The organism is Symmachiella macrocystis (genome assembly GCF_007860075.1).
In the GTDB taxonomy this organism is placed as follows: domain Bacteria; phylum Planctomycetota; class Planctomycetia; order Planctomycetales; family Planctomycetaceae; genus Symmachiella; species Symmachiella macrocystis.
Map to the genome: position 1 here is coordinate 940934 of NZ_SJPP01000002.1, position 26722 is coordinate 967655.

20 protein-coding genes are annotated in these 26722 nt (G+C 55.7%); 8 read left to right on the forward strand and 12 right to left on the reverse strand.

The features are described from left to right. Nucleotides 1-318: 318 nt before the first annotated feature. The 3 genes from CA54_RS21675 to CA54_RS21685 all read left to right on the forward strand — a co-directional run bounded on the left by CA54_RS21675 (nt 319) and on the right by CA54_RS21685 (nt 3794). Nucleotides 319-1938, forward strand: a complete 1620-nt coding sequence (locus CA54_RS21675; RefSeq protein ID WP_197532697.1) for a tetratricopeptide repeat protein — start codon at nt 319-321, stop codon at nt 1936-1938. A 120-nt stretch (nt 1939-2058) separates the two neighbouring features. Next, nucleotides 2059-3330, forward strand: coding sequence for an MFS transporter (locus CA54_RS21680; RefSeq protein ID WP_197532698.1), 1272 nt, complete (start codon nt 2059-2061; stop codon nt 3328-3330). Nucleotides 3331-3452: 122 nt separating this feature from the next. After that, nucleotides 3453-3794 carry a DMT family protein gene (locus CA54_RS21685; RefSeq protein WP_146373059.1) on the forward strand — a complete coding sequence of 114 codons (342 nt, stop codon included), beginning with the start codon at nt 3453-3455 and terminating at the stop codon, nt 3792-3794. A gap of 24 nt (nt 3795-3818) precedes the next feature. Here CA54_RS21685 and CA54_RS21690 read toward each other — a convergent pair whose 3' ends face one another. The 8 genes from CA54_RS21690 to CA54_RS21725 all read right to left on the reverse strand — a co-directional run bounded on the left by CA54_RS21690 (nt 3819) and on the right by CA54_RS21725 (nt 15038). Continuing rightward, complete coding sequence (locus CA54_RS21690) at nt 3819-4328, reverse strand: GNAT family N-acetyltransferase (RefSeq protein WP_146373060.1); 510 nt, start codon at nt 4326-4328, stop codon at nt 3819-3821. 221 nt (nt 4329-4549) lie between these two features. Next, a complete protein-coding gene (locus CA54_RS21695; RefSeq protein ID WP_146373061.1) occupies nt 4550-5071 on the reverse strand; it encodes a GNAT family N-acetyltransferase in 522 nt (173 codons plus the stop codon). Between the two features lie 194 nt (nt 5072-5265). After that, nucleotides 5266-5583, reverse strand: a complete 318-nt coding sequence (locus CA54_RS21700) for a hypothetical protein (RefSeq protein ID WP_146373062.1) — start codon at nt 5581-5583, stop codon at nt 5266-5268. 129 nt (nt 5584-5712) lie between these two features. Beyond that, nucleotides 5713-6420, reverse strand: a complete 708-nt coding sequence (locus CA54_RS21705; RefSeq protein WP_146373063.1) for an SMI1/KNR4 family protein — start codon at nt 6418-6420, stop codon at nt 5713-5715. 216 nt (nt 6421-6636) lie between these two features. Next, nucleotides 6637-8091 carry a DUF1501 domain-containing protein gene (locus CA54_RS21710; protein WP_146373064.1) on the reverse strand — a complete coding sequence of 485 codons (1455 nt, stop codon included), beginning with the start codon at nt 8089-8091 and terminating at the stop codon, nt 6637-6639. 168 nt (nt 8092-8259) lie between these two features. Next, a complete protein-coding gene (locus CA54_RS21715; protein ID WP_197532699.1) occupies nt 8260-11469 on the reverse strand; it encodes a DUF1553 domain-containing protein in 3210 nt (1069 codons plus the stop codon). Between the two features lie 189 nt (nt 11470-11658). Next, nucleotides 11659-12579 (reverse strand): serine/threonine-protein kinase, encoded by a 921-nt coding sequence (locus CA54_RS21720; protein ID WP_146373065.1) that lies wholly within the window; start codon nt 12577-12579, stop codon nt 11659-11661. 257 nt (nt 12580-12836) lie between these two features. Beyond that, nucleotides 12837-15038, reverse strand: a complete 2202-nt coding sequence (locus tag CA54_RS21725; protein ID WP_146373066.1) for a hypothetical protein — start codon at nt 15036-15038, stop codon at nt 12837-12839. 943 nt (nt 15039-15981) lie between these two features. Between CA54_RS21725 and CA54_RS21730 the strand changes: the two genes are divergently transcribed. The 3 genes from CA54_RS21730 to CA54_RS21740 all read left to right on the forward strand — a co-directional run bounded on the left by CA54_RS21730 (nt 15982) and on the right by CA54_RS21740 (nt 19067). Further along, nucleotides 15982-16731: a hypothetical protein gene (locus CA54_RS21730; protein ID WP_146373067.1), complete on the forward strand. Its 750-nt coding sequence runs from the start codon at nt 15982-15984 to the stop codon at nt 16729-16731. A gap of 42 nt (nt 16732-16773) precedes the next feature. Beyond that, nucleotides 16774-18234, forward strand: a complete 1461-nt coding sequence (locus tag CA54_RS21735; RefSeq protein WP_197532700.1) for a sulfatase — start codon at nt 16774-16776, stop codon at nt 18232-18234. A 170-nt stretch (nt 18235-18404) separates the two neighbouring features. Then, nucleotides 18405-19067, forward strand: coding sequence for an ankyrin repeat domain-containing protein (locus CA54_RS21740; protein ID WP_197532701.1), 663 nt, complete (start codon nt 18405-18407; stop codon nt 19065-19067). A 284-nt stretch (nt 19068-19351) separates the two neighbouring features. Here the strand turns inward: CA54_RS21740 and CA54_RS21745 are convergent, their stop codons facing one another. The 4 genes from CA54_RS21745 to CA54_RS21760 form a co-directional block, all read right to left on the reverse strand. Continuing rightward, the gene (locus CA54_RS21745) at nt 19352-19642 is read right to left on the reverse strand and encodes a type II toxin-antitoxin system RelE/ParE family toxin (protein ID WP_146373069.1); all 291 of its coding nucleotides are present in this window, start codon (nt 19640-19642) and stop codon (nt 19352-19354) included. After that, nucleotides 19642-19905 carry a hypothetical protein gene (locus CA54_RS21750; protein WP_146373070.1) on the reverse strand — a complete coding sequence of 88 codons (264 nt, stop codon included), beginning with the start codon at nt 19903-19905 and terminating at the stop codon, nt 19642-19644. Before CA54_RS21750 ends, CA54_RS21745 begins: the two co-directional genes overlap by 1 nt. A gap of 250 nt (nt 19906-20155) precedes the next feature. Next, a complete protein-coding gene (locus tag CA54_RS21755) occupies nt 20156-20611 on the reverse strand; it encodes a VOC family protein (protein WP_146373071.1) in 456 nt (151 codons plus the stop codon). Between the two features lie 56 nt (nt 20612-20667). Beyond that, nucleotides 20668-21318 carry a sulfite oxidase-like oxidoreductase gene (locus CA54_RS21760; protein ID WP_146373072.1) on the reverse strand — a complete coding sequence of 217 codons (651 nt, stop codon included), beginning with the start codon at nt 21316-21318 and terminating at the stop codon, nt 20668-20670. Nucleotides 21319-21639: 321 nt separating this feature from the next. Here CA54_RS21760 and secA point away from each other — a divergent pair, with 321 nt between their 5' ends. After that, a complete protein-coding gene (gene secA, locus CA54_RS21765; RefSeq protein WP_146373073.1) occupies nt 21640-25161 on the forward strand; it encodes a preprotein translocase subunit SecA in 3522 nt (1173 codons plus the stop codon). Nucleotides 25162-25241: 80 nt separating this feature from the next. Continuing rightward, nucleotides 25242-26603, forward strand: a complete 1362-nt coding sequence (locus CA54_RS21770) for a 3-deoxy-D-manno-octulosonic acid transferase (RefSeq protein WP_231963156.1) — start codon at nt 25242-25244, stop codon at nt 26601-26603. Nucleotides 26604-26722 lie beyond the last annotated feature (119 nt).

The window sequence follows — 26722 nt, forward strand, 5'->3', positions numbered from 1 at the left end:
CGACTCGTTGACAATAATGTCCCGAAGTCAAACTGTCAAGGAGTTTAGGACTTTTACGACTGCGAATTCCCACCAGAAATCGAGATTTCCTAGCCCCCTAGCCGACGTCTCTTCACCGGTCTGCCCCGCTTAGGTTCCAACTTCTTAGCTTCCAGGACACTCTGCCGCAGTGATCGCGTCGATGACTTGTGATTTTTTCAACTCAATCACCCGTCGCATTGACATTCGCGCTGTCGCATGACACAAAACAACAACCACAGCTTCCGCATTGTTGCTCATAGGACCAAGTCACCATATCCACGGAAAGAATTAGTTTCGATGAACGATCTTCAACAATCCACCGACGGTTTCGGTGTTTCCAGAGTACGGCGACTGTCAACTTGGCACCGAGGTGTGATGTCCGTCGGCCGCTGTGCCGCGTTGTTGGTCATTTTAGCATCGCTGCAATCTTCGGCCGTCGCGCAATTTCCGTTTCAACAACCCAATAACTTTCGACAACCACAGTCACCTCACGAAGCGATCCGCCAACGCGGCTTCGACTACTACCAAAAAGGACAATACCGCGAAGCCATCAAGGTTGCGACGCAGGTCTTGAATGTCGAGCCGAAAGATCCCGTTTCGTTTTATCTGCGTGCCAGCGCGAAAATCGAATTGGGACGGCAATCCGCGGATCGCTTACTGATTCGCGAAGGGATTCAGGATGCCCGTCAGGCTCTCGCGATTCGGGGTGGAGATGACAAATTCACAAATCTGTACATCCCCTATCTGTACGGAATGTCCTGCTTGGCGATCTTGGAGCGAAAACCATCCCATGCGGATACGTCGATCAAAACCGCTGGAACAATCATAGATAGGCCCAATGTCGAAAAAAACGACAAGTCCAGCCTGCTTTACCAACGCGCGTTTGCACGCGAGCAAGCGAACCTCGTCGATTCCATGCTGTTTGACCAAACAGCTGCCACGCCTGAGGACCTGCGAGCCTTTCGCGCGGAGCAAGCCGAGCGTCGGCGGGATGCGATTGCCGACTATGCCCAGGCAGTTAAATACAACCCCAAGCAAATGGGGTCGCACATCAACATGGCCAAATTGTTGGCCGTCTCCGGCGATGTCGCGGGGGCCACGGCCGCCTATACCGCCGCTGTCCAGGAATTTCCTCGCAATGCGACGATCTTTAACGAACGGGGCGTCTTTCTCCGTCAGCAAGGCCAGTTGGACGAGGCGATTGCCGACTTTACGCAAGCGGTGGCAATTCAAAGTGACTTTGCCATGGGCTACATCAATCGTGGATTTTGCCTGATCGACAAAGGAGAAAACGAAGCTGCCGAGACCGATTTCAACACGGCTGTCGGCCTCAATCCACGGATGTCGCTGGCATTGAGCCTGCGGGGTACAGCCCGCATGTCGCTCGGGAAATCCGAACCCGCCATCGCCGATTTTTCCCGACAACTCGAACTCAATCCCAAAGACGCCACCGCTTTCGCCAACCGCGGTTTCGCAAGATTCTTCGCCAAGCAGTTCGACGAATCGGCCCGGGATTTTCAACAAGCTCTCCAACTCCAACCGACCGCCCTCCATTTGTCGGTGTGGCGCTGCTTGGCATTGGAACGCGCCGGAAAAACGGAACAGGGCCACGCGGAACTCCAAGCACTGCTGGATTCTGGAAAAGGCCCCCAAGGCTGGGTGGCAACCGTCAGTCGTTTTTTGCTGGGCCAATCCACCGGCGAAGAAATGCTCGCCGCAGCCACCGCGGTACAGGACAAACGCATCTCCGCAGCTCAACAGTGTGAAGCCCAGTTCTATATCGGCCAACGCGATTTGATGGCCGGGAACACAGAAGCTGCCAACACGCACTTCGAAGCCGCTCTCGCCACGGATGCCAACTACCTCTCGGCCTTCCGCGGAGCCAAGTACGAACTCGGGAAATTCAGCGGCCAGTGACAAGCATTGGGGGCCGGTGACAATTCACACGCCCCCAATCAGCAGCGCATGGAGGCTCACCCGTGGTGGCGCATCATTTCGCCGCCACCACAATCAACAGGCTCGCACAAGGATGTCCCCATGGGCAACAGCCGCCTAAAGAAGATGTTCGCCGGTGCGATAGGCAATGTCCTGGAATGGTACGACTTCGCCGTGTTCGGCTTTCTGGCGCCTTTTATGAGCAGCCAGTTCTTTCCGTCCTCGGATGCGACGTCCGGCCTGATCAAGACCTTCGGCGTGTTTGCCGCTGGCTATCTGGCGCGGCCGATTGGCGGGATGTTTTTTGGGCAGATAGGGGACCGTCTGGGACGCAAACGCGCCCTGCAGTTGTCCGTCGCCGCCATGGCGATTCCCACCTCGTTGATGACCATTCTGCCCACGCACGACGAAGTCGGCCTGTTAGCGCCGATCCTGTTGGTGCTCTTGCGCCTCGCACAAGGGCTCTCCGTCGGTGGCGAATTCATTGGATCCTGCACCTATCTGGTCGAGGTCGCTGAAACAGATCGCCGTGCATCGTCGGGTAGTTGGACGATGTTCGGAGCGGTGGCGGGGATCCTGCTCGGGTCAGCGACAGCCACCTTGATCCACATGCTGCTCACGACCGAGCAGATTACCGACTGGGGTTGGCGACTGCCGTTTTTGGGCGGACTACTGATCGGCATTGTCGGCTGGCGAATGCGTCGCGGGCTGGAAGAGACCTCCGATTTCGTCGCCATGCAGTCCTCCGGAAAAATCGAATCCCGGCCTGTGATCCAAGCGGTCAAAGAAATGCCGCTCCGCGTACTCCAAGTGGCGGGCATCTCCCTGAGCCTGGGCGTGGGGATCTACACACTGTTTGTGTGGATGCCGACCTACCTCACGCACTTCGTCAAACCGTCGATCCCACACGCTCTGCTGATCAACTCGTTGACGATGCTCCTGATGCTGATCTTAATGCCGTTTTTTGGTCGGTTAGCCGATCGAATCGGGTACAAGTCCGTGCTCAGTTTCGGCTCGCTGGCCCTGGTCCTTTCCGCCTACCCGCTGTTCCGCTGGATCGATGGCGGAACGATGATGGCGACCATTGTCTCCATGAGCGCCTTCGCCGTTTTCGTCGGCGCACTGCAAGCCACCCTGGCGGTCGCCATGGCCGAACTCTTCCCACCACGTCTTCGTTTCAGCGGCATGGCTCTGGGCTACAACCTCACGCTCGCCATCTTTGGCGGCACCGCTCCCCTGATCAACACCTGGCTCATCGCCCAAACCGGCGACCTGACCTCCCCGGCGTGGTATATCATCGTGATTGCGGGTGTCTCGTTACTGTTTACGCTCGGGATCCGCACAGGCGCCGCTGAGAGTGAAACGTCAACGTAGTGCTCCTTGAACAATGCGACCGCTATGGGGCGGCGCAATCCAACTAGACTGCTTCTCCACAGCCATCGGGCCCCCACAGCCGCCCTGCTCTGCTGGAGGCATTGAACGGAGGAATTTTGCCGATGCTGGTGATCGGAAAAACCGTATTTCTGTTGCTGCTCTCCAACGTGTTTATGACATTTGCCTGGTACGCTCATTTGAAAGAGCTCAACACCAAACCATGGATCGTAGCCGTGCTGGTCAGTTGGTCGCTGGCATTTTTCGAATACCTGCTACAAGTCCCCGCCAATCGCATCGGCTACACCGCCCTCTCGCTGGGGCAACTGAAGATCATGCAAGAGGTCATCACGCTGACCGTCTTTGTCCCCTTTTCGCTGTACTACATGAAACAACCGCTCAAACTCGATTACCTCTGGGCAGCTCTGTGCCTAGCGGGTGCGGTTTATTTCGTGTTTCGCAAATGATGCTGCTCAGACAAATCATATTTTTCATTGCGAAGTTGCAACCCAAAACCGCAACACAGTCGTCCCCTGCCAATCGACTTCGTCCACAAATTCACCACCGCTATTTTCGATGATCTTGCGCGAAGCCGTATTGCCCGCAGCGCACGTCACTAGTGCACGTGGAATGCCCAAGGAGTGCGCAATTGGGAGAGCGAACCCCAAAATCGCTCGCCCATAACCTTGGCGATGTTTCGACGGACGGACGGCATAACCGATGTGCCCGCCATGTTGCTCAAGCGCCGGATTGAGCTCATGCCGGATGCTCGTATGCCCAATGAATTCCCCGCCATCCACCAACCAATAAACACTCGCCGGAACCGCATCACCACTCGCACCGCTGCGATGCGTGTATTGAGTGATTCGCCGTAAATATTCTTCCGGATCATCAATCACCCCAAACGAATACCAAAACCCGGAGATGCCCGATTGCTCGAATTCCGCAATCGCCGAGCGGTAACTTTCGATGTATGCCGTGTTCGGTTCGATGAGTTTCATGAACGTGGTCCTACTCAATCACCTATGGTCTCAAGCTTCGTTTAAACGACTGCGCTCCATTAAGCATTTAAAGCCCCCAATTCGGGGTGCCACTGGCGGCTTGCCCGCCAGTGCGCACGTAGATCGACGTCCCTAAACAAGGAAAACCCAGCCTGACACGGCACTGGCGGACGAGCCGCCAGTGGCACCCATTCGCCGGTCCTTATTGTCCGCTTGTGGCTTCAAGCCTTGTTGCCGTTGTCCAATTCTAATCGCATCGGTTGCTCCAACAACTCAGCCCCGGGACGAATCAGTTCCGGCGCGCCAAACGGGACAAAACCCGAGCGGTCATAAAGTTGCCGCGCCGGTGTGTCGCCGCAGGTCACGCTCAATTCCACTGCACCGACACGTTGGCCTTTTGCCCAGACGAGCACGGATTCGAGCAACAAACGTCCCACTCCCCGTCCACGTCTATCAGGTGCGACCCACACTTGATAGACGTATGCTGTGTCCGGTTGGTCCGGTTCGATACGCCCCCAAGATAGCCCGGCTGGCTCGCCATCTACCTCCGCCACAAGCGGCAAATCGGTCACCGATGCCACCCCCGCCAACAACCGGTCCACCCACCACGATTCCGGATGCGCCTGTTCCCCCGCCAGCGTACTGCCGAAAGCCTCGGGCGAATCGGCCAGCGCTCTTAGGCGTATCTCGCGGTAGAGCGGCCATTCATTGGCTTGAAATTCACGGGTGTGGGGGGTGGGCATGTCGCGTTGTTTCCTTTGCCAGTTTAGGAATACCGGCTGGGACACCAGCGAAGCGGAGCTTCGCGAAAATGCGTTCCCAAACAGAGTTTGGGAACGAGGGGGAACGCGGTCCTACTGCATTATTTCGTTTGTTCCAACTATTGGGCTGACAGGCGACGCAGCACCAAGGCCGAACCACGCTGTTTAAGATTAGGTCATTTCTTATCATCGCCATCTGCCCTTTCACGCATTGCCTGGGTGGCTTCATCAATCGTCATATAATCTGGTCCTTTGAACGGAATGCCGTATTGATTGTCAACTCGTCGATATCCGAACAACTCCATATCATAGAGTGATTTTTCCGACATCCACCCAGCATCGCATTCCACGTGTTCGCTTATGAAGCGGGTGATCGCCTCCAAGATCGCCGACGAGGACGCCCAATTGTGATGGAAAACAAGCTTATGTGCCAAATCAGCATCACCGACTGAAATCACCTGTTTATGTGATTTGCAAACAAGGTAAACCTTCATGAATTTCTCTCATGCAGCAACTCGTGCCGATTGATTTTCTGAACGGCGATTCTCCTGGGGAGGTAAGCAGGACCGGATGGTAGGCCAGTCAAATGCCGCTGGTCTTGATCAATTGTTTAGGTCGCCACGTTATGCGATCCAACTAGTGCCTACATCGTAAGACCAAATGCAGTTGCCATTGGCTTGGTAGCAGCCTGGAATCCCTTCGAAGCGAAGGTAGGCCAGTCCATCCCATGTGAACTTCCTAGGCTCAACACCACATTCGGCTGCAATTTCAGAAATCTTTGCTTCGGAAGCGATCATGTCGGTGATGAGCTTGAATTTCTGAAGGCCCCATTCGACTCGATCAAGCCATTGCCCGTACCAAGTGCCAAATGAATCACTACGCAGCAATCGATCCCCTGCGTTCACCCACATCGTCCCGGGTTGTGGCCCATTGATTTCAATCCACCAGTCATGACTGCAACCCGACGTCGAGATATTTAGCAGGCCCGGTAAATCCCATAGCGGATCATCATCGTCGTCGGGCCATTCTTGGGAATCGGTGAGATGAAATCGTCTCTCGACACCGGCCGATTCGACTTTACGAAAGTCGTACATGCCGTAACCCGGCCCCGCGCCGCCTGCACCGAAGGATGTTAAGAACGATCGATACTCAGCGGGAAGCTGCAGTTCGTTTTTCGATTCAAATTCTAACAGTCGTTCTTCAGATACACGTTTGAGTATTTGGTACTTGTGGCCATCGCTGCCAAATACCAAATTATGGCGCGAGTCAATGCAGCGCATCTCAATGACACGCTGGCGAGCTTCGTTCCAATATGCGGCATCTTTTGTCATGCAACGTTTGCCAGTCGAGGAATAGCGGCCACGATTCCAGCGAAGCGGAGCTTCGTGAAAATGCGTTCCCAAACAGAGTTTGGGAACGAGGGGAATTGGTACCTTAGACCGTCAACCAAAGAAAAAGGTTCACCCCCACCCCACTGACCACTGGCCACCGGCCACTCCTTCCTGCCTTTCTCCTCCGTGCCCTCCGTGACTCCGTGGTGAATCCCCTCACGCCAAAATCGGCTCCACCACCTCCCCATGCACATCCGTCAACCGATACCGCCGCCCTTGATGTTTGTACGTTAGCCGCAAATGATCAATGCCCAGCAGGTGCAGAATGGTCGCTTGGAAGTCGTGGACGTGGACGCCGTTTTCGGCGACGTTGTAGCCGTATTCGTCGGTCGATCCGTAGCTGATGCCCGGTTTGATGCCGCCGCCGGCCGCCCAGGCGGTGAAGCAACGGGGGTGGTGGTCGCGGCCGTAGTTGTCGGCGGTCAATTTGCCTTGGCTGTAGTTCGTACGGCCGAATTCGCCACCCCATAAGACGAGCGTGTCGTCGAGCATGCCCCGCTGTTTGAGATCGGTCACCAGGGCGGCCGCGGCTTGATCGGTGTCGCGGCATTGATTCTTGATCGCACCGGGCAGCCCGCCATGTTGGTCCCAGCCTTGATGATACAGTTGTATAAACCGCACATTCCGCTCCGCCAATCGCCTGGCGAGTAGACAGTTGGCGGCAAAGGTGCCCGGCTTTTTCGAGTCGGGTCCGTACAGATCGAAAATGTGCTGTGGCTCGCTGGAGAGGTCGGTTACTTCCGGCACCGAAGTTTGCATGCGGTACGCCATTTCATACTGCGCGATGCGAGCATTCACGGCCGGGTCGAGATTTTTTTCGTATTCCAATCGATGTAGCTCGGCCAATTTGTCCAACATGCGGCGACGTCCAGCGGCGGAGATACCGTCCGGATTTCCCAGATACAACACCGGATCAGCGCCCGCGCGGAATTGCACGCCTTGATGGACCGACTCCAAAAACCCGTTGCCCCACAGCCGCGCGTAGAGCGGTTGGCCCCCTTTGTCTTTGGTCACTAGGACCGTGAAAGTCGGCAGATTTTCGTTGTCGCTACCCAATCCATAACTCAGCCAAGCCCCCATCGAAGGACGGCCGGCAATCTGCGAACCGGTTTGGAAAAACGTGATTGCCGGGTCGTGGTTAATCGCCTCGGTGTGCATCGATTTAATGAAACATAAATCATCAGCGATCTTCGCCATGTGCGGCAGCAAATCGCTCAACCAGGCGCCGGATTTCCCATGTTGCTTGAATTTGAAGGCCGATCCGGCCAGCGGCAACGTTGCTTGATTGGCCGACATGCCGGTCAGGCGTTGTCCGCCGCGAATCGAATCCGGCAATTCCTGCCCGTTTTGTTCATTGAGCACCGGTTTGTAATCGAACAAATCCAACTGCGACGGCCCGCCACTCATAAACAGATAAATCACCCGTTTGGCCGTGGCGGGAAAATGCGTCGACGGCAGCACACCGCCCGTATCCCCCGCCATCGCGGAGTCGCCACCCCCCAACAATTGAGCCAACGCCATCCCGCCGATGCCGGCGCTGGTACGCGAAAAGAACTGCCGACGGTTTTGCAGTAGGCCCGGTTGATTGGCAGCGAGATCGTGCTTGAGCATGTTGAATGTCCCTTGTACCGAAAAGCAGAACGGGAGGGCGAGGCTCCCGCCGAGCCGCGATGACACGTGTTGCGTCATCTGCGGGCTGATATATTTACTGGCTAAGTCTTTGGTTGAGCGCGGCTCAGCAGGAGCTTCGCCCTCCCGGTTCCCGGTTATGTTTGGCTGTTATCGTTTTGTGACCGTCTCATCAAAATTCATAATCGTTTCGACCACGACCGTCAGCGCCGCCAATTGAGCGGGGTCTAACGTCTCATCGCTGCGGTGATCGCCAATGGCGAGTAGCTTGGCGGCTTGATCGGGATGTTGTTGAAACTCGGCGAGTTGTTCTTCATAGAGTTGCGACAACAATTCCAATTCACGCTCTGCCGCGCGGCGACTGGTGAGGAGCTGAAAGGCTTGCCCCACTCGATCTTGTAAAGTCGCGTCTTTCTTCTGAAGCATCCGCTCAGCCAAACCGCGTGCCGCTTCGACGTATTGCGGGTCGTTGAGCAATACCAACGCTTGCAGCGGGGTGGTCGTGGTTTGCCGTTTGACGGCGCAGACGTCGCGCTTCGCGGCATCAAAGGTGAGCATCGCAGGCGGCGGAGAGGTCCGTTTCCAATACGTATACAAACTGCGGCGATGACTCCCCTCCCCTGCGTCACGGGTGTATGTCGCGCTCGATTTTTCTTTCCACAACCCAGCGGGCTGAAACGGTTTCACGGGGGGCCCGCCAATTTTTTCGACCAACAGTCCGCTCGTGAATAACGCATTATCGCGAATCATCTCCGCCGAGAGTCGTTGTTGGGGACCGCGGGACAACAGCAGATTTTGCGGATCTTCCCGACGAAGTTCCGGGCGCGTTCGCGAATCTTGCCGGTAGGTTGCTGACATCACGATCAGTTTCTGCAAGGCTTTGATGTCCCAGCCGGAGTCGATAAATCGTTTAGCCAACCAGTCCAACAGTTGCGGATGCGTTGGAGCGGCGCCTTGATTGCCAAAATCCTCCGGCGTTGTGACAAAACCGTTGCCGAACATCGCTTGCCAGAAACGATTGACCGCCACCCGCGCTGTGAGTGGATGTTGCGGATCGGTCAGCCAGCGTGCCAGCCCCAAACGGTTGAGCGGTTCGTTTTCCGGGAAGGGCAAGATCGCTTCCGGGACTCCCGGTGTCACCTGCGCCCCAGGCGCATCATACGCCCCCCGCTGCAAGAGAAACGTCGCCCGCCGCTGCGGCAGTTCCCGCATGACCATGATTTCAGGAACCGGGTCGATTTGCTGACTTCGCTCCCGGCGGAGTTTTTGTAACGCGGCAAGTTTCGCGCGATACGGTTCGTCGTGATTGGCCAGGTAATAGGCTAACATTGCCTGCCGCTGCGCGTCGGTCAATTCGTCGGCAGCGACATCGGAAAGCGCGGCCAATGTTTCTCCGTCATAAATCTCCGCGACTTCCAACAGTGTCAGTGGACGGTTGAAGACTTGAAATTCATCCACCAATCCATTCTTAAAACCACGATCCCGAAAACGCTGGCCAATCGTTAGTGTATCCGCACCACCTCCGGTGATTTGCTTGCTCAGCTTATCGCGCACAACTTCGCATTCCGCGTGTTCACCGTTGACGTAAAGCTTCAGACCAGCGGCGCGGCTGGAGCCATCATAAGCCATCACCACATGCACCCACTCGCCAACCGGCATTGGGCTGGTGGCGCGAATTCCAATGGCATTGCCGGGCCAAAAATGGATCAGAGCGGCGCTCAAATGCCCCTCTTTCAACAACAACTGATAACCACGGCTGCCCGAATCGGTCCAGGCGCGGGACCGATGAAATATTACCGCGCGCTCTTTCACATCGGGGGTCTGCACCCACAGCGCGATCGAAAACGGGTCGTCGCGGGTAAAATCGCCGCCGAGTTTAAAGGTCACGTTGTTTTCGCCGCTCATTTTCAAAGCATTGCCGATTTTGCCCGGCACGATTTGCGGACCGTCGGAAGTGTTGCCCGGTTGAGCTGCATCGGCGCGATTGGCGACCTTGTTGTCATCGAAACTTTCCAAAGGAAAATCACCGATCAACCCCGCCACCGTGGTCGGCCGCGGCCTCTGCGCCAGCCATTCCTGAAATGCGGACTCACGTGCGGCGGCCAGTTCCGCCAATTCGGATTCAGCGGCCTCAACGGCGGCTTGCGTCGTTTCAATGCGACTGGCCTGCTCGTCAGTCGGTAGCATTTGCGCCGGTGTCGGCACGGCCGACGTGAAGTGCGAATATAGCCCGGATTCATCGATGTTATTGAAGAAGCCAAACAGCTGATAAAAATTCTTTTGCGTGATTGCATCGTACTTGTGGTCATGGCAGCGGGCACATTGCAGCGTCAGCCCCAAAAAGGCAGTGCCGAAGGTTTCGACGCGATCGGCGACATACTCCGTACGAAATTCCGCTTCAATGCTGCCCCCTTCGTTCGTTTGCCGATGATGCCGATTGAAAGCAGTCGCCAGAACTTGGTCGCGGGTCGCATTGGGTAGTAGGTCGCCGGCGATTTGCCACGTAATAAATTGATCGTACGGCAGATTGTTGTTGAAAGCCTCGATCACCCAATCCCGCCAGGGCCACATCGCACGATAGACGTCCGATTGATAGCCGTAGGTATCGGCGTAGCGGGCGACATCCAACCAATCCACGGCCATTCGCTCACCGTAGCGTGGTGATGCCAGCAGTCGGTCGACCACCTTTTCATACGCCTCGGCTGAGTCATCGGCCAAAAACGTGTCGATCTCTTCCAACGTGGGAGGCAGGCCGGTTAAGTCGAACGTCAGTCGGCGAATCAACCGCTCCTTGTTTGCCTCCGCTGCGGAGGCAAGACCTTCGCGTTGCAAACGGGCCAACACAAAGTGATCAATCGCATTGCGCGGCCAAGTAGAATCGGCCACTTCCGGGATCGTTACCTCTGCTATGGGGAGTAGTGACCAGTGCTTGTCCCAGACCGCACCTTGTTCGATCCAGCGTTTGATCAGATCAATTTCGCCCTGCGTAAGATCCAAATTCGCATCGGCCGGCGGCATACGCAGCGTTTCGTCATCGCTTGTGATCCGCAAAAAGACTTCGCTGTTACTGAGATCGCCCGGCTTGACGACGTGCGTCCCCTCGCCCGCTTCCACGGTCGCCAGCAAGCCCTCGCGGCGATCGAGGCGTAACTCCGCTTGCCGCTGTTCTTCATCGGGACCATGACAGGTATAACAGCGGTCCGAGAAAATCGGCTTGATGTCACGATTGAAATCGACCGGTTCCGCCGCATCGTCCGCGCGGAGTTGCGTCGCACACCCCAACAGCAAGGCGATCATCCACAGCAAAATCGACGCTCCGCACACCCGGCGCCGCAGCCATTGCTTCGTCCACACAGCCATCCCACGTCCATCCACTCACGCATTCCGGCAGCGCCTACCAGGATCGCCAAGTCGGCCGCTGCCGCTGAAAATGTCATGTACTATCATACACGCATTTCTCAAAATCTGCGCGGTTTTAGAGGGATGTGCCGTGATTTCGTTGACTTGCCGCACCGGTTTTTTGTCCGAGCAAGCAACTCAAACAAACTCTTAAGTGGCACCGTTGTTGCTGGAAATGTTGGCCAATTCCAATTCCATAAACACGCGGATCAGCCGCTCCAGTGATTGCGGGCGGCGGACCGGTTGTTTGGCCAACATGGCGGCGACCAATTCTTCCAACTCACGCGGCACATCGGCGGCGAAATTCCGGACCTTAGGCGGCGTTGCCCCAAGCTGGCTCCGCAACAGGTCGCCCGGCTGCTGTGCCTGAAACGGCAACCGGCCGGTCAGCATTTGAAACAACGTTACGCCCAAGCTGTAGATATCGCGAGCGACTCCCCAACTCGGCTCCGCTGAAAGAGCTTCGGGCGCCAAATACTCCGGTGTGCCGGTCAGGATGTCGACCGTGGGAATTTGATCAGCGTCGATTTTTCGACAGCGGCGAGCGAACCCCAAGTCCAGCAACTTCAAACTTCCATCCGCCGCAAGCAGCAAGTTGGCCGGTTTAATGTCACCGTGGGTGTAACCAGCCTGACGCAGACATTCCAAACCCTCGGCGCATTGGCGGGCAATCCACAGAGCATCGATGTAAGCTAATTTTCCCCGCTTGTGCAGCACGCTCTCCAGGATCTCTCCATCCAACCATTCCATCAGCAGATAGGGAGGCGAACTCTCGAGATCGGCCGCAAATACCTTGACCACGTACCGGCTATTCACCGCCGCGCCCACTTCGGCTTCGTTTTCTAACAGTCGTTGCGTGACCGTATAGTCCGCCCAGTCCGCTCGCAACATTTTCAGCGCAAACATTTCACCGGAATCGCGATGCGTCACCCGCCACACATCGGCCATCGCCCCTCCGCCGAGAAATTCCATCGGCACAAATTCTTCCGGCAGCAAGTCCGCTGCGCTTGCGCGACGCTCATCCGGCCTAGCCGTGCCCTTGCCTGCCCTGGAATTTACAGTAGAAGCCATACAAAACCCGATTGAAATGACGAACGGACTTAAGATCGGAACGGATTGGCCCAATCCGCCGTTTTGAGAGAACAGTGCTGGCAGTCACACCAAAGGTGACCAACAACGCCCGCTTGTTTCCTTATCGGTCCCGAAGAGGCTATGGGATAAGCGGGTTGGGGCGATTTTTACCAGGCAGCCGCACCTACGAAAAAAGCCGCGACCCTGCGGCCACGGCTTTTTCGTATTTCCTGGTTCACGTCGACATGTCAAAACCATCAATCGACTTCAATCGTGACCCAACCGTCGAGCGCCTCGATATTTGAGATGTTCAACGGAACTTGTTTGTCCTCAAACTGAACGTCGCGTTGTCGCTTCACCGTCCGTGGAGGTGTCGCCCGTTGGAAAATCCCCCGCATCGCGGAAGCGAAACCGAGTTGTTTCAACCGGCTGTCGGGTGATTCGACCGGCACGACACGAATACCACCTTCGCGTTCGATCTGAATCGCATCTCCGTCGACGGTAAATTTGACTTCGATGGTAATTTCCTGGGTCGGAATGTCATCGTCGTCCTCACGTTGGATACCCGCACGAATACGGATGATCAACAGATTATTGCTGACCTGAACACGAATCGGATCCTGGTCGGCGAAGATCAACGTCGCCGGTCCGCTCTCGTCTTCTTCGTAGTCGTCCTCACCTTTTTCAGGTTCGGGGAATTTGAAGTCGTCTCCCAACAGCTTTTTGAGACGCGTTTCGAACAAGATTTTCAACTCGTCTTCGTTCATCGTCTTGCCGGCCAAATCCATGCGATCCACGCTGTTATTGATCCACGTTTCGTGGACTTGAACCAGCGCGCCGTTGGCCGGTGCAGAGACGGCGTAGGGAGATCCAGCCCCCAATTCACCCGATCCCATCAATCGTGCTTCGACGGTGACATCGTCTTCAGTCGTACGAAACGACTTGGCGTCAGGGAATAATCCCAATTCGCGAAGTGGTTTGTCGACATTTTCATCCATGTCGGCATTGGCCGCCACGAAACGCGCGTCAGTTTCGTCATTCAATCGCGGCAGCACTCGACTGCTCACGCGTCCCCGGGCAATAGCTTCGGATTGCCCTTTTCGCTTCTGAGCTTCACCGACGGCAATGTTGTCGGCAATACCCCCGAAAATCGGGATTCCGCTGAAGTTGGTGCTGGCACCGACAGTTTGGTTGTTGGCGTTGACCGCAATATCAGCGTTTTCGGTGTAAAACAGATCACCATCGAAGAGCACCGGCTTATTCGCCCAGAAGTAATGCGTACCGTGCGTAAAGATTGTCGCTTGATCGGTCACACCCTGCGTGTTGGAGTTGATGCGTCCAGCGAGTTTGATGTTGAACCGCACTCGGTTCGGGTCCGGTTTAAAATCAAACGAGACATCCGTCGCTGTCACTTGGCTACCGCTGACCTGAGCCCCCAAGATGAAGTCCCGTACCGGGCCATTTTCCTGACGCGCTTCGGCCACGAATTTATTGACGAATGCCTCAGAGGCGATCACGCGGACATTGAAATTGAAGTAGTTCGCCCGTAGCGCCTCTTCGATCCGTGCGCCACCGTCAATCGTACCGGCCCGCAAACGGTTGTGTGCTTCGCGGATTTTTGCCGAGGCCACAGAATCGGGTTGGGCTTCGAAGGCGTCCAGACTTTGAAACAATGCCAGCAGGTCGTCGCCCGTGCTATCAGCATTCGCAGTCGTGTTGGGATTGGCAGAGTACTCGACATAGTTCTCCGCAGCAGCTTTGAGAGACTGGAATTTACCGCCGCTAACAAAATCGCGAACGGTGGCATCCTCGCTCGCTTCGGCGGTGGCAAACCGTTTGCCCACGTCGGCCAAAACCGTCGCAGCCTCCGGGCCGCCTGCTTTTAGCGAAGTACGAATCTTGGGAGCATCCAAGTAGACCAACCAGCTCTCACCGTTTTTGATTTCTTTGAGTTGTGTTGCCAAAGCGTTCAGCGCTGAGGTTACACTTTTCCCCAAACTGTCCAACCGAGCCGTACGGGCTTCCGGTGTCAGTTCTAAGGTATCCAACGCCGCATCAATGATGCTTAACCGTCGGCCAAGTTGCCCATACAAATTGCGGAGCGGCGCCTCGATCGAACGGTAGGCGGGATCCGCCAAAGCCTGTTTGATCACAGCCATCCGACTGTTGAGCGTCTTGACATGCTGCCGCAACGCAGCGGTGTCTCCTTTGTCCGCGGCATACAGTGCCGCGATTTCGGCCCCGACCTCATCCGACCATTGTTTCCAATTGTTATCCAATGGAACGAGCGCGGCTTGAAGTTCGTCGGGAACCTCAGCCGGAGTTGAGGTTTCATCCTGTGCCACCAAACTGACGGTCGCACAAACGCCGAGAATCGCGATCCCGGCTGTGGCCAAAATGAATGTTCGCGGAATGGAACGTGAATGGCCGTGTGAAATCTGATCAGAAGGTTTCTTCATAGTGCTTGACTCCGTTAAAAGCATCGGGCTGAACCCGTCGGCCCCGTCATACATGACTGAGTGACTGAATGGATTGCATAGATGGAAAATTCACGACTGCCGATGGCAAAAATAAAACGTAATCATCGTCAGTTTGAAATTCAATGTGTCGCGCAGCATCGGCTGGAATCGACGTTTTGAGACGGCCACCGTTCTTTAATGGCAAAACCGTGCAATCGTCCTCGTTTCAGTCATAGAGGCTTTTGTGATCTCAATTGTCAACAACCTTGTCGACATCAATCACCCACATGCTGAATCGACCAGCCTTTACGAGGGTTTCCACGAGATCCCCTTCGAGCGGTTCATCTCGTCGGAAACGGTATCGGTGGTGACAAAAAAAACGATTACTCGCCCTGTCTGCGCCCAAAAGCACCTGCAGGGCCATCCCGTCGTGGGATCGGACTCCCCCATCCTGGGAAAAGTCTTCACACAGTATTGGCCACACGGTTAAGAACGAGCAACATGACTTAGACACCACAACCTACCGTAGCGCAACTGTTCCTCCCTTAACGCGTGCTTTGCCGTATCGCCAGCAAACCAGTACATTTTATTCATCCTCGCTAGCACGCGCAGTGTAGTTCACCGCATCAACCGATTCAATCGTCCAACTTAGCATCTGTTGCCAAATCGCAAAATAATCGCGAAGCAGATCCTTTCCGCGAACGGACCGTCCGGGGCTTTTATAGCGAAGCGACGCAACCGAATCGTGCAAGCATAGCAAGAGCGGCCGCTTGCTCTGAGCAATCGACGAGCCAGGCTTTTAGATTCGCTCATCCGGTGAAGGATTGTGGACCTAAAGAAAAACTTACGCGCATGGAACCCTGCTCAAATTGCTACAATACCCGCGACTGGCGACGGAGGCAGCCAGCAAAAAACGTCGAATGGAAACGGAAAAGGTTAACCCATGCCAATCGTTCACGACACCTTTCGCGATCTGCTGGGACTGGTTGGATTTGCTCTAAAGACTTTCGCGTGGGCGGCGTTGTTAACCGCAGTAGGCTACGGCTTGTTGATGGCCCTCTTCGCTTATTACCTGGCCGATGACGGCTCGATCCTTCCCGGCATCATCGCCGTGGTCTTGTCACTGGTGGTGACGACGGGATTCGCCGTTTTTGTAGCAGTGCGTCTGACAATCGCGCGAACGTTTTACCGGGCCGCGAAACAATTTGGTATCGGACGGAAAATCTTCAACAGCCTTTTCGACATCATGTTGGGCATCACAGACGAGAACCCCGCCGGCAACTCCGCCATGACACAAGCCTTGCACGGAGTCAGCCGCGATGAATTAAAAAGCCGCCTAACTGCCGCCGGGGAACAGTTGCTCCGCAGCGAACGTATCGAATCCGCTCTCCCCAGCTTAGTTCGCTGGTTGATGCGAAAAATCCAAGCTGCGATCATCTGGACTGTGGTCAAGGTGGTGATCATTCAAGCCGCCCTCATCAGTGACGGCCCTGAAATCGATCTCATTGAAATCCGCGACAAACTAACCAACGTCATCGACGATCAAATCGTCGGATTGATTCGCAGAAATGCCCCCCGCACGATCATGAGTGTTGGCGCCGCAGTGACACTCGGCATCTGGTTAATGGCCAGTGGCATACACAACGTTGCCACATGGTGGGCCACTGCGGATTTTTCTGTTACAGTCCCTTAATCGACTTCTTGACGACGAAATAAGAACGGAGCAGACTCGATCATGCACACATGTCGCAATTGGTTAACATCCTTGGTCTCCATGCTACTAGTATTGACCTTCACCGAGGTTGTACTTGCCGCGGATGCGCCCCGCGATCGCCCAAACGTGCTCTTCATCGCCGTCGATGACATGCGTGTCGAACTGGGCTGTTACGGCAATGCTCCCGTGAAATCGCCCAACATTGACCGGTTGGCACAACGCGGCTTGCTGTTCGAACGGGCCTATTGCCAACAGGCGCTCTGCAATCCCTCGCGGGCATCACTGCTGACCGGGTTGCGGCCCGATACGCTGCAAGTGACCGACCTGCCCACGCATTTCCGCCAAAACCATCCCGACATCGTCACGTTGCCGCAGCTGTTTAAAAACAACGGCTACCACGCGCGGGACGTCGGCAAAATTTTTCACAATTGGCGGCAGGATGACTACAAAGGTGACCCCGATTCTTGGAGCGTTCCAGCGGTCATGCACTATGCGTCGCACGGTATGGACAAGGCAAAGGTCGAAGGGGACCTCCCCCCCGATACGGCCGGCGTCCCTCGCGCCGAGAACCGCGACGTTCCCGACGAAGCTTACTTCGACGGCCGTGTCGCCAATCTAGCGGTCGAAGCGCTGCAGGAACTGAAAGACGAACCCTTTTTCCTCGCCGTCGGTTTCTGGAAACCCCATCTGCCGTTCAATCCACCCAAAAAATACTGGGACATGTACGACTTCAGCGACATTTCGCTGCCGATCAACCCCGACGCCCCCCGTGACGTCCCGGCGATTGCCATGCACGATGGCCGCGAATTGCTGCGAGGATTCGACAGCGCCGTGAAGGATGAACAAACCCGCAAGTTGCGACACGGTTATTATGCAGCCATCAGTTATGTCGATGCGCAAATCGGCAAGGTGCTCGACGAATTGGACCGTTTGGGACTGCGCGAAAAAACGATCGTCGTGTTTTGGTCCGACCACGGTTTTCATCTGGGCGAACACGACCTATGGGGCAAGACCTCCAACTTCGAACTCGACGCCCACGTGCCGCTGATCATCTCCTTGCCCGAGCAAAAAACCGCCGGCGAGCGCACCGAGGCTTTAGTCGAATTGTTGGACCTGTATCCCACCCTAGCCCAACTGTGCGAACTCCCAGCTCCCAACAACCTGGAAGGCATAAGCCTCAAACCACTGCTCGACGGCACAGCAACTACCGTCAAACCAGCCACCTACACCCAACACCCCCGCCCTGCCTACACCCGCGGCAAGCCCCCCAAAATCATGGGCTACTCCGTCCGCAACAACCGGTACCGCTACACCGAATGGCGAGACTTCAACACCGGAAAAGTCACCGCACGGGAACTGTACGATCACGTAGAAGACCCACGAGAAACAATCAACCTCGCCGGCAACCCCAAGCAAGCGGAGACAGTAAAAACCATGGCCACCCAACTGGCCAACGTCATCCACCCACCGGCCGCCGACTAAAATCCAAAACCGACCGCTTGCGGTCGTACACAGCGAGCCATGCCCAAAACGCCGGTATCAACGACGAGCGTTGAGGAATCGGACGTGGAGGTCGCAGCGAACCATTTAGCCATAGAATTTCAGTCAAAAGCCTGAAGATAATGCGATTCATATCTGGATTCTTGTCCATAATGACTTCGATGATTATCGGCTGCGGCGCTACTGCGGGAGGTGTGAATATTTGGACGGCTGTCGAACAAAACGACCCTGTCGCGATTAAGGCGTACTCCGACGCGGGTGGATCACTTGACGCTCGTAGTTGGGATGGGAGCACACCCTTGATTGTCGCAATAGACCTAGAAAAACGAGATAGTTTCAAGGCACTCTTGGAGCACGGCGCTGATCCGGACATTATCACGAGTGGAAACCGATGTGCGACACACTTAGCGGCGCTAAAAGACGGCACGTATTGGCTGAAGACCGCCCTAGATTTAGGCGCGGATCCCAACTTAGAAATTATGATTGATGATCGATTTCGTTCTGGCACACCATTTCGTTATGCGATCAGTAACAGCTCACTTGAGAACGTAAGGTTGCTAGTCGAACACGGTGTCGACATCGATAAGACTGATAGTGTGGGGCGCCATCCAATTGCACAGGCAGCGGCGCAAAACGATTTTGAGGTCGTCCTATACCTCTTGAATCAGGGAGCCGATTACAAGAATGCTCGCCGTGGAAATAGGGCTTTTATCGAGATCATAGAACAGAAGTGGAGGGATCGAAGCGATTACAGGAAAACCGAAATTCGTAAACAAGTTGAGACCGTCCATGCTTGGCTGAAGGAGCACGACTAAGGCATTGAATCGTTGCTTAGTTCAAATCTGCCCATGAAGTGGTTGCATTGTACGAATGGGACGAGTACCGGCAATCGAGTGTGACCAACGGGTGCGGAGAGGCTGAGTTTACGAAAAACCGCCGAGTAGCCGCGATTGCAACGCAATCGGGGCCGGCGCAGTCGGCAAGAAGCCGCAATTTGTGCGTTGCCTGAATCTCGACGGTTCTCACTCAGAGTACCGCCGAATTGCGGCGTCCTGTGCCTGCGGAACACCGATTGCTGCGCGGTCGAACCATGCAAGCATCAAAGCATATCCTCGTAATTTCGCGCTGCATGCAGAATCCGAAGAATGCGGACCGTCTCCTCTCGGTGATCATAGAAGATCAAGTAGTTCCGCTTCACGGGCTTGCAGCGGATGCCCGGACGGATCATGTCGAGTCGAAAACCGATATCCGGTGTCGCAGCGATAAGGCCAAACGCGGTGTCAATCTGCCCGAGAAGTTCATCGGCTGCGGCGGGATTGTCTTGAGCAATGTACGACCAAATGTCGCCCAAGTCGATTTTTGCTTGTGGCGTGATGAAGAGTCGAGCCATTACTCCGATTTCGCATCGCCCGGACGGCGTACATCCTTGAGGAATTCTTGAAGATTCCACTCCTCCAATTCACCCCGATCAGCCTGCTCGATAGCCGGCTGCAGTTCAACGCGCAGTTGGTCAGGTGTGTAGCCGAACCAATCCAACAAAACATCGTGTCGCATGAGAAGATACGATTCTCCCTGGACAACTCCATTCCCCTCTTTCAGGGCCTGCTGTTGTTCGTCGGTCAGTTCGGGGATAGGGGAGTTGGATTGGATCATGGTCACATCGTAACACGTCGCCGCCAGGAAATGCCATCTCAGTTTCCTGAGGTCGTAAGGAAAAACAACCAGGTAGCCGCGATTGCAACGCAATCGGGACCGGCGCAGCCAGTAAGAAGCCGCAATTTGTACTTGCCTGAATCTCGACGGTTCTGACTCAAAGGACCGCCGAATTGCACCGCCCTGTGCCTGCGGCACACCGATTGCTTCGCAATCGCTGCTACCACTGATCACGATCCCCACCGCGAAACTAATCCCCATCCGGCATCCGCGCCGCCACCTCCTCCATCGTCAGGTCTTCCTTGTGTGTCGAGACCGTCCAGACATGCCCGAAGGGGTCTTCTAATGTGCCGCTGCGGTCGCCGTAGAATTGATCCGCTAACGGACGGAGTTCCTTGCCGCCGGCGGCGAGGGCTTGGGCGAACAGCGTGTCGCAATCCTCGACGTACAGCATCATGTTGATTCCCGCTCCCCCCAAAGACTTCGGACCGCGAAATCCCATGTCGGGGTACTCATCGGACATCATGATCCGTGAATCTCCGATCTGAATTTCGGCATGCCCAATCTTTCCATCCGGGCCGGGCATCCGCATTAACTCCGTTGCACCGAACGCCTTCTCGTAGAATGCGATCGCCTCACCGGCGCCGTCGACGATCATGTAAGGGGTCGCTGTGTGATAGCCATCAGGAATCGGTTGCACAGTCATGGGATCGCTCCATTGGGGGGTTCAAAATTGACTTTGAAATATTGGATAACAGTGATTTAGCCGCCGAAACGTTCTTCAGTCCACGGGTCGCCGTGGTTGTGATAGCCCGCTTGCTCCCACAATCCGGGACGGTCTTCGGCGACCAGTTCAATCCGCTTTAGCCATTTGGCACTTTTCCAGGCATATAATAACGGAACCACCAAACGCAGCGGCCCACCGTGATCGGCACTGAGCGGTTGGCCGTCGTGCCGGTCGGCGAAAATCGCGTCGGGCGAGAGAAAATCGGCCAGCGGCATGTTTGTCGTCCAACCGTCGTCGTAACCGTGCGCGACCACATATCGCGCCGCCGATTGCACTCCGGCGCGTTCCAGCAGTTCCCGTACGGCAACCCCATCCCACAGATTCCCCAGCCGGGACCAGGTGGTCACGCAATGAAAATCGGAGAAAACCTGCGCGCGGGGCAACTCTCCAAATTCGCTCCACGAAAACTTCAACGGCTGGTCAACCAGGCCATCGATGGTTAGCTCCCAAGTGTCCAATTCGACGTGCGGCACACGGCCGTAATGCAAAACGGGCCATTTGCGCGTGCGGGTTTGGCCGGGGGGAACGCGGTTTTCGCGGTGGGTATCGCTACTGATGATGACTTCTTCAGCGTGCGTATGAGGACCGGGAGCGTCGCCGGTTTGGTATTTTTCCGCTTCAGACATGTCGGTGCCCTGGAGGGAACGAGTACTTAAAGGCCCTCTGCCATGGGCCAGGGCCACGTTTTGAGATGCTTCCCAAGTGCCTATCATTCTAGGGATCCGCGTTTCAAAATCCAATGTTCCTGCCGGACAGCATCACGGCGAATTTTGGCCGCCAGTGACGGCATTGACCCTGCGAGCGGCAAGATATAAACTTCGCGCTGCAGAGAATTTACAAGAATTTAGCGTTTCCCGGCGTGATTTGTTCGCGCTGGCAGCGCGATGGGTTTGCTCGCACTTTCCGAGACACGGGGGTCGCGTCAACGCGGCTTGATAGGCAGAGCTATGGAATTTTTAGACAAAATCGGTGAGTCCGTCAGTAGCTTCATCGGATGGTTCCTGGGTTTATATACCCGGCTATTTGGTTCCTCCAACGATCGACAAATGCGTCGACTCGGCTTTGACCGCCGCGGCGAGGAAACCACGATCGTCCCTGGTTCCTTGTTGGACACGATCAACAGTCTGGAACCAGAAGTCCAAAAATTGTCTGACGAGCAACTCCGGCAAACGGCGATCGACTTCCGCGCACGGATGGCGACGGGAGAAACACTCGATGATCTGTTGCCCGAGATGTTCGCCCGTGTCCGCGAAGTGGGCATCCGCATCCTGAAGATGCGGCACTACGACGTCCAGATGATCGGCGGTTACGTTCTGCACAACGGCAACATCGCCGAAATGGTCACTGGTGAAGGAAAAACGCTCGTGGCAACATTGGCGGTTTCGCTCAACGCGGTCGCCGGTCACGTCCACGTGATCACCGTCAACGATTACCTGGCGCTGCGCGACATGGAATGGATGGCGCCGTTGTACCAAGGACTCGGACTGACCGTCAGCGCCATCCAAGGGGGCATGGACCCGCACGAACGGCAACCCGCCTATGCCTGTGATATCACCTACGGAACCAACAACGAATTTGGCTTCGACTACCTCCGCGATAACATGAAACCGACGAAGAAGCTGCAGGTGCAAGGCCCGCTGCAATTCGCCGTGATTGACGAAGTCGACAACATTTTGATCGACGAAGCCCGGACGCCGTTGATCATCTCCGGCCCGGCTTATGACGACGTCACCAAATACGCCAAAGCCAACCGCATCGCCGCTCAATTGAAAAAGGGTGAGCACTTTGAGGTCAAGGAAAAAGAACACTCGGCGCATCTGACCGACGAGGGAGTTCGCAAGGCTGAAGAATTAGCCGGCGTCGAAAGCTTTTACACGACCGGCAATATGGAATGGCCGCACTTGATCGACAACGCGCTCAAGGCACACTTCCTGTACAAACGGGACACGAATTACGTGGTGCAGGAAGACGAAGTGGTCATCGTCGACGAGTTCACCGGGCGCCTGATGCCGGGACGGAACTGGAGCGACGGTCTGCACCAAGCGGTCGAAGCCAAAGAAGGGGTGAAGATCAAGGAAGAAAACCAGACGTTGGCCACGATCACGCTGCAAAACTTTTTCAAGCTATACGACAAACTCGGCGGCATGACCGGAACGGCCATGACCGAAGCGGGCGAATTCTGGAAAATCTACAAGCTGGATGTCGTGGCGATTCCGACGAACCGCCCCATGCAGCGGATCAATTCGCCCGATATGATCTACCGCACCGATCAGGAAAAATACCACGCCATCGGCGAGGAAATCCGCGAAGTGCACCAGACGGGACGACCGATTCTGGTCGGCACAACCTCGATCGAGAAGTCAGAACTCCTCAGCAGGCAGCTCGGCAAATATGGCGTGAAGCACGAAGTCCTCAACGCCAAACAACACGGTCGTGAAGCGGACATCATCGCCCAGGCGGGTCGTCTCAGCGGCGTGACAATCGCCACCAACATGGCCGGTCGTGGAACGGACATCATCCTGGGAGGAAACTCCGAGGCGATGGCCTGGGAAGTGCTCAAGCACAAATATGAGTCACGACTAGATGTTCCAAAAGCGGAATTTGAAGAGGTCGCCAAGGAAATCGCCCAACGCGAAGGCATGGCCGATGAGGGCAAGAAGGTCTCCGAATTGGGCGGCCTGCACGTGATCGGCACCGAACGCCACGAAGCCCGGCGGATTGACCTGCAGTTACGCGGACGGAGCGGTCGCCAAGGGGACCGCGGGTCGAGCCGCTTTTTCCTGTCGTTGGAAGACGATCTGATGCGGATCTTCGCCGGCGATTGGGTCAAGGACATTTTGACCCGTTTAGGGATGCAAGAAGGCGAAGCCATCGAGAGCCGCATGGTCAGCAAGCGAGTCGAAGGCGCTCAGAAAAAACGCGAAGAATACAACTTCGAAGTGCGTAAAAACCTGCTCGAATATGACGAAGTCATGGACGAGCAACGCAAACGCGTCTATGGATATCGCCAACATATCCTCGACGGGGGAAATTGCCGCGAACTGATCATGGAGATGGTCGCCGACCAAGTCCGCAGCATGACAGCAGAAATTCTTGACCCCGCCTACGGACACCAAACCGCTGTGGTCTGGGCCGGTCAGGAGTTGGGCGTCGATCTCGACTTCCGCGACGTCAAACAGATGAACTTGGATGATTTCGAAAGCTACGTGACCGATCAAGCCCAACGGCAATCGGAAGTACTCATTCAAGATCAAATCGAAGAGAACCTGCCCGACGATGCTGAAGACAAACGGGAATGGAACTGGCTGACAATTTCCAAATGGGCCAATGCCCGTTATGGATTGAATACCAACGACCGCGAATTGCGCAAGGTCGGCCGCGATGACCTGTTCGAATATCTACTCAAACGGGCCCATGAGGCCATCGAACGATTCGACCTCACGCCGCTGAAGGATTTTCTCTCCGATGATTGGAGCCAACGCTCACTGGCGGGCTGGCTGGAACATCGGTTCAGCCTGCGTATGGATCCCGAAACGTTCAAAGAGATCGAGATTCCCGACGCAATCGACGTGATTCTAGAAAAACTAGAAACGCTCTACCACGAAAAAGAAATCAACTTCCCCGTCACCCTGGGAATCAACAAATTCCTCGCCGGACGCGGATCGAACGACCGCCCCGACCGCGAAGGCTTGATCAGTTGGGCCAACGAACGGTTCGAGTCGAAGCTCGACTTTGAAGACATCAAGAGCAAATCCCGGGACGAAGTCGTCGAGGTCCTCAACACCGCCAGCCGCGGATTTTATCGCAACGGCGAATTGCTCGAAGAAGCGGACGAAATTCTCAAGGAAGCATACGGCGACGACGATGACGCTCCCGATCATCCGCCGGAAAATATCCAACCACTGGAGAAACTCTCACAGTGGACGCAGGAAAAACTGCATGCGGAACTCGACGCCTCGCAATTACAAACTCTGCCGCGCAGCGATGCCCGCCGGGACGTACAAGGCAAAATCGACGAACGATATCGCCCCGAACTCAGCCAAGCCGAACGAGCGCTGATTTTGGAAGTGCTCGACACCGCTTGGAAAGACCATCTGTACTACATGGACCACTTGCGGTCGGGCATCGGACTGCAAAGTTATGCCCAGAAGGACCCCAAAGTCGAGTACAAAAAACAAGGTATGCGGGCCTTTGAAACCATGTGGACCAGCGTCGCCGACCGCGTGACGGACGCCATTTTTCGGTTGGAAGAGGCGAATCCGGAATTCCTCGGCTCACTGTGGAAGGTCTCTTCGACGGTTCATGAGTCGGCCCCCACACCGGAGGCGGACACCAGTCCCGGCCAAAATGCCGGCTCGGAACAAACAGCCATCGAACCAATTCGCAACCACGGAAAACGTGTCGGCCGCAATGAACCCTGCCCCTGTGGCAGCGGCAAAAAATTCAAAAACTGTTGCATGCACAAATAACAAACGGCTCCCCCTCCTCGGCTTTCCCGGGGAGATTTGCCAAACAATCAATTCGCTCCACCATCGGGAAAGGATGCCCCGTGCCAGGTTGGCTGCTGAATCACCTGAAAAGTTGGTCGCTGAATCTCACGTATTTGACGATGCTGGTCATCATCTCGCCCATCGTCCTGTGGCGGATGCTGACTCAAGGCAAATACTGCGTCGGCTGGAATGAACGCTTGTTGGGCTGCGTGCCCCAACCCAAGGACAACAAGCCCTGTCTGTGGCTGCATGCCGTCAGTGTGGGCGAAGTCATGCAACTCCGCCCGGTCGTCGCCGCTCTGCGCGAGCAACTTCCCGATTACCACTTCGTGATCACCACAACAACCGTCACCGGCCGCGACGTCGCTGACAAGTCATTCCCCGACGACACGGTCTGCTACTTTCCATTCGATTTCACCTGGTCTGTCCGACGGGCCATCCGACGACTCCGCCCTGTGGCAGTGGTGTTGGTCGAATTGGAAATTTGGCCGAATTTGATTCTGGAAACCGATCGCACAAACGTCCCGGTAATTTTGATCAACGGCCGCTTGAGCGCAAGCAGTTTCCGCGGCTATACCCGCTTTCGTTACCTCGTGCGGGGTCTCCTGGAAAGCGTACACACATTTGCCATTCAAAACGAAATCTATGCCCAGCGGATGCGTGCACTCGGTGCGCCGCCTGAACGCGTGCACGTGACCGGCTCCATCAAATTCGATGCCGTCGAAACCGATCGCCACAATCCCCAAACCACCGAAATCCGCCGCGCCTTTGCGATTGCCAACGACGCACCGATGTTTATCGCCGGAAGCACCCAATCGCCCGAAGAGGACTATGCCTTGGCAGCCTATCGGGAAATTCGCAAGAGCGTTCCCAAGCTGCGGTTGATCCTGGTTCCACGACACAAGGAACGATTCGAAGAGGTCGCCCGCTTGGTCCAATCGCAAGGCTTCGCGTTGACTCGCCGCAGTACTGTAACCAGTGGCGATTCGACTGGCGGCGATTCCGCCAACGGGCCTCCGGTACTTTTATTAGACACACTGGGCGAGCTTTCCGCTTGTTGGGGCTTGGCCGATATTGCCTTCGTCGGCGGCAGCCTGACCAAACGCGGCGGGCAAAACATGATCGAACCGGCCGGCTACGGGGCAGCGGTCCTGTTCGGCCCCAACACTCGCAATTTCCGTGATGTTGTGGAGATTTTGCTGAAAAACGACGCCGCTGCGGTTGTCCACAATGCAGAAGAATTGACGACGCGCATCCAAGCGCTGCTGCAATCCAGTTCCACGCGACTGGAGATGGGTCGCCGCGCTCAACAATTGGTCTTAGCCCAACAAGGAGCCACCGCCCGAACCGTTGCTTTGATATCCCAGGTCTTGCCGAAAACGGCATCCTGCGAAGCCTCATCCGGCAAGCGGGCAGCTTAATTCCCCTTATCACCAGTCCCCCTTTCACCAGGGTCAGTTGTTGCCATTGCAAAAGTTCCCTACAATCGGCCAACTTTCTATGCCCTCGATATCTGACGATACGTTGGCTCAGACAAGAA

Coding starts and splice junctions, on each gene's coding strand:
- CA54_RS21675 (WP_197532697.1), top strand. CDS start 319: ATGAACGATCTTCAACAATCCACCGACGGTTTCGGTGTTTCCAGAGTA.
- CA54_RS21680 (WP_197532698.1), top strand. CDS start 2,059: ATGGGCAACAGCCGCCTAAAGAAGATGTTCGCCGGTGCGATAGGCAAT.
- CA54_RS21685 (WP_146373059.1), top strand. CDS start 3,453: ATGCTGGTGATCGGAAAAACCGTATTTCTGTTGCTGCTCTCCAACGTG.
- CA54_RS21690 (WP_146373060.1), bottom strand. CDS start 4,328: ATGAAACTCATCGAACCGAACACGGCATACATCGAAAGTTACCGCTCG.
- CA54_RS21695 (WP_146373061.1), bottom strand. CDS start 5,071: ATGCCCACCCCCCACACCCGTGAATTTCAAGCCAATGAATGGCCGCTC.
- CA54_RS21700 (WP_146373062.1), bottom strand. CDS start 5,583: ATGAAGGTTTACCTTGTTTGCAAATCACATAAACAGGTGATTTCAGTC.
- CA54_RS21705 (WP_146373063.1), bottom strand. CDS start 6,420: ATGACAAAAGATGCCGCATATTGGAACGAAGCTCGCCAGCGTGTCATT.
- CA54_RS21710 (WP_146373064.1), bottom strand. CDS start 8,091: ATGCTCAAGCACGATCTCGCTGCCAATCAACCGGGCCTACTGCAAAAC.
- CA54_RS21715 (WP_197532699.1), bottom strand. CDS start 11,469: ATGGCTGTGTGGACGAAGCAATGGCTGCGGCGCCGGGTGTGCGGAGCG.
- CA54_RS21720 (WP_146373065.1), bottom strand. CDS start 12,579: ATGGCTTCTACTGTAAATTCCAGGGCAGGCAAGGGCACGGCTAGGCCG.
- CA54_RS21725 (WP_146373066.1), bottom strand. CDS start 15,038: ATGAAGAAACCTTCTGATCAGATTTCACACGGCCATTCACGTTCCATT.
- CA54_RS21730 (WP_146373067.1), top strand. CDS start 15,982: ATGCCAATCGTTCACGACACCTTTCGCGATCTGCTGGGACTGGTTGGA.
- CA54_RS21735 (WP_197532700.1), top strand. CDS start 16,774: ATGCACACATGTCGCAATTGGTTAACATCCTTGGTCTCCATGCTACTA.
- CA54_RS21740 (WP_197532701.1), top strand. CDS start 18,405: ATGACTTCGATGATTATCGGCTGCGGCGCTACTGCGGGAGGTGTGAAT.
- CA54_RS21745 (WP_146373069.1), bottom strand. CDS start 19,642: ATGGCTCGACTCTTCATCACGCCACAAGCAAAAATCGACTTGGGCGAC.
- CA54_RS21750 (WP_146373070.1), bottom strand. CDS start 19,905: ATGATCCAATCCAACTCCCCTATCCCCGAACTGACCGACGAACAACAG.
- CA54_RS21755 (WP_146373071.1), bottom strand. CDS start 20,611: ATGACTGTGCAACCGATTCCTGATGGCTATCACACAGCGACCCCTTAC.
- CA54_RS21760 (WP_146373072.1), bottom strand. CDS start 21,318: ATGTCTGAAGCGGAAAAATACCAAACCGGCGACGCTCCCGGTCCTCAT.
- secA (WP_146373073.1), top strand. CDS start 21,640: ATGGAATTTTTAGACAAAATCGGTGAGTCCGTCAGTAGCTTCATCGGA.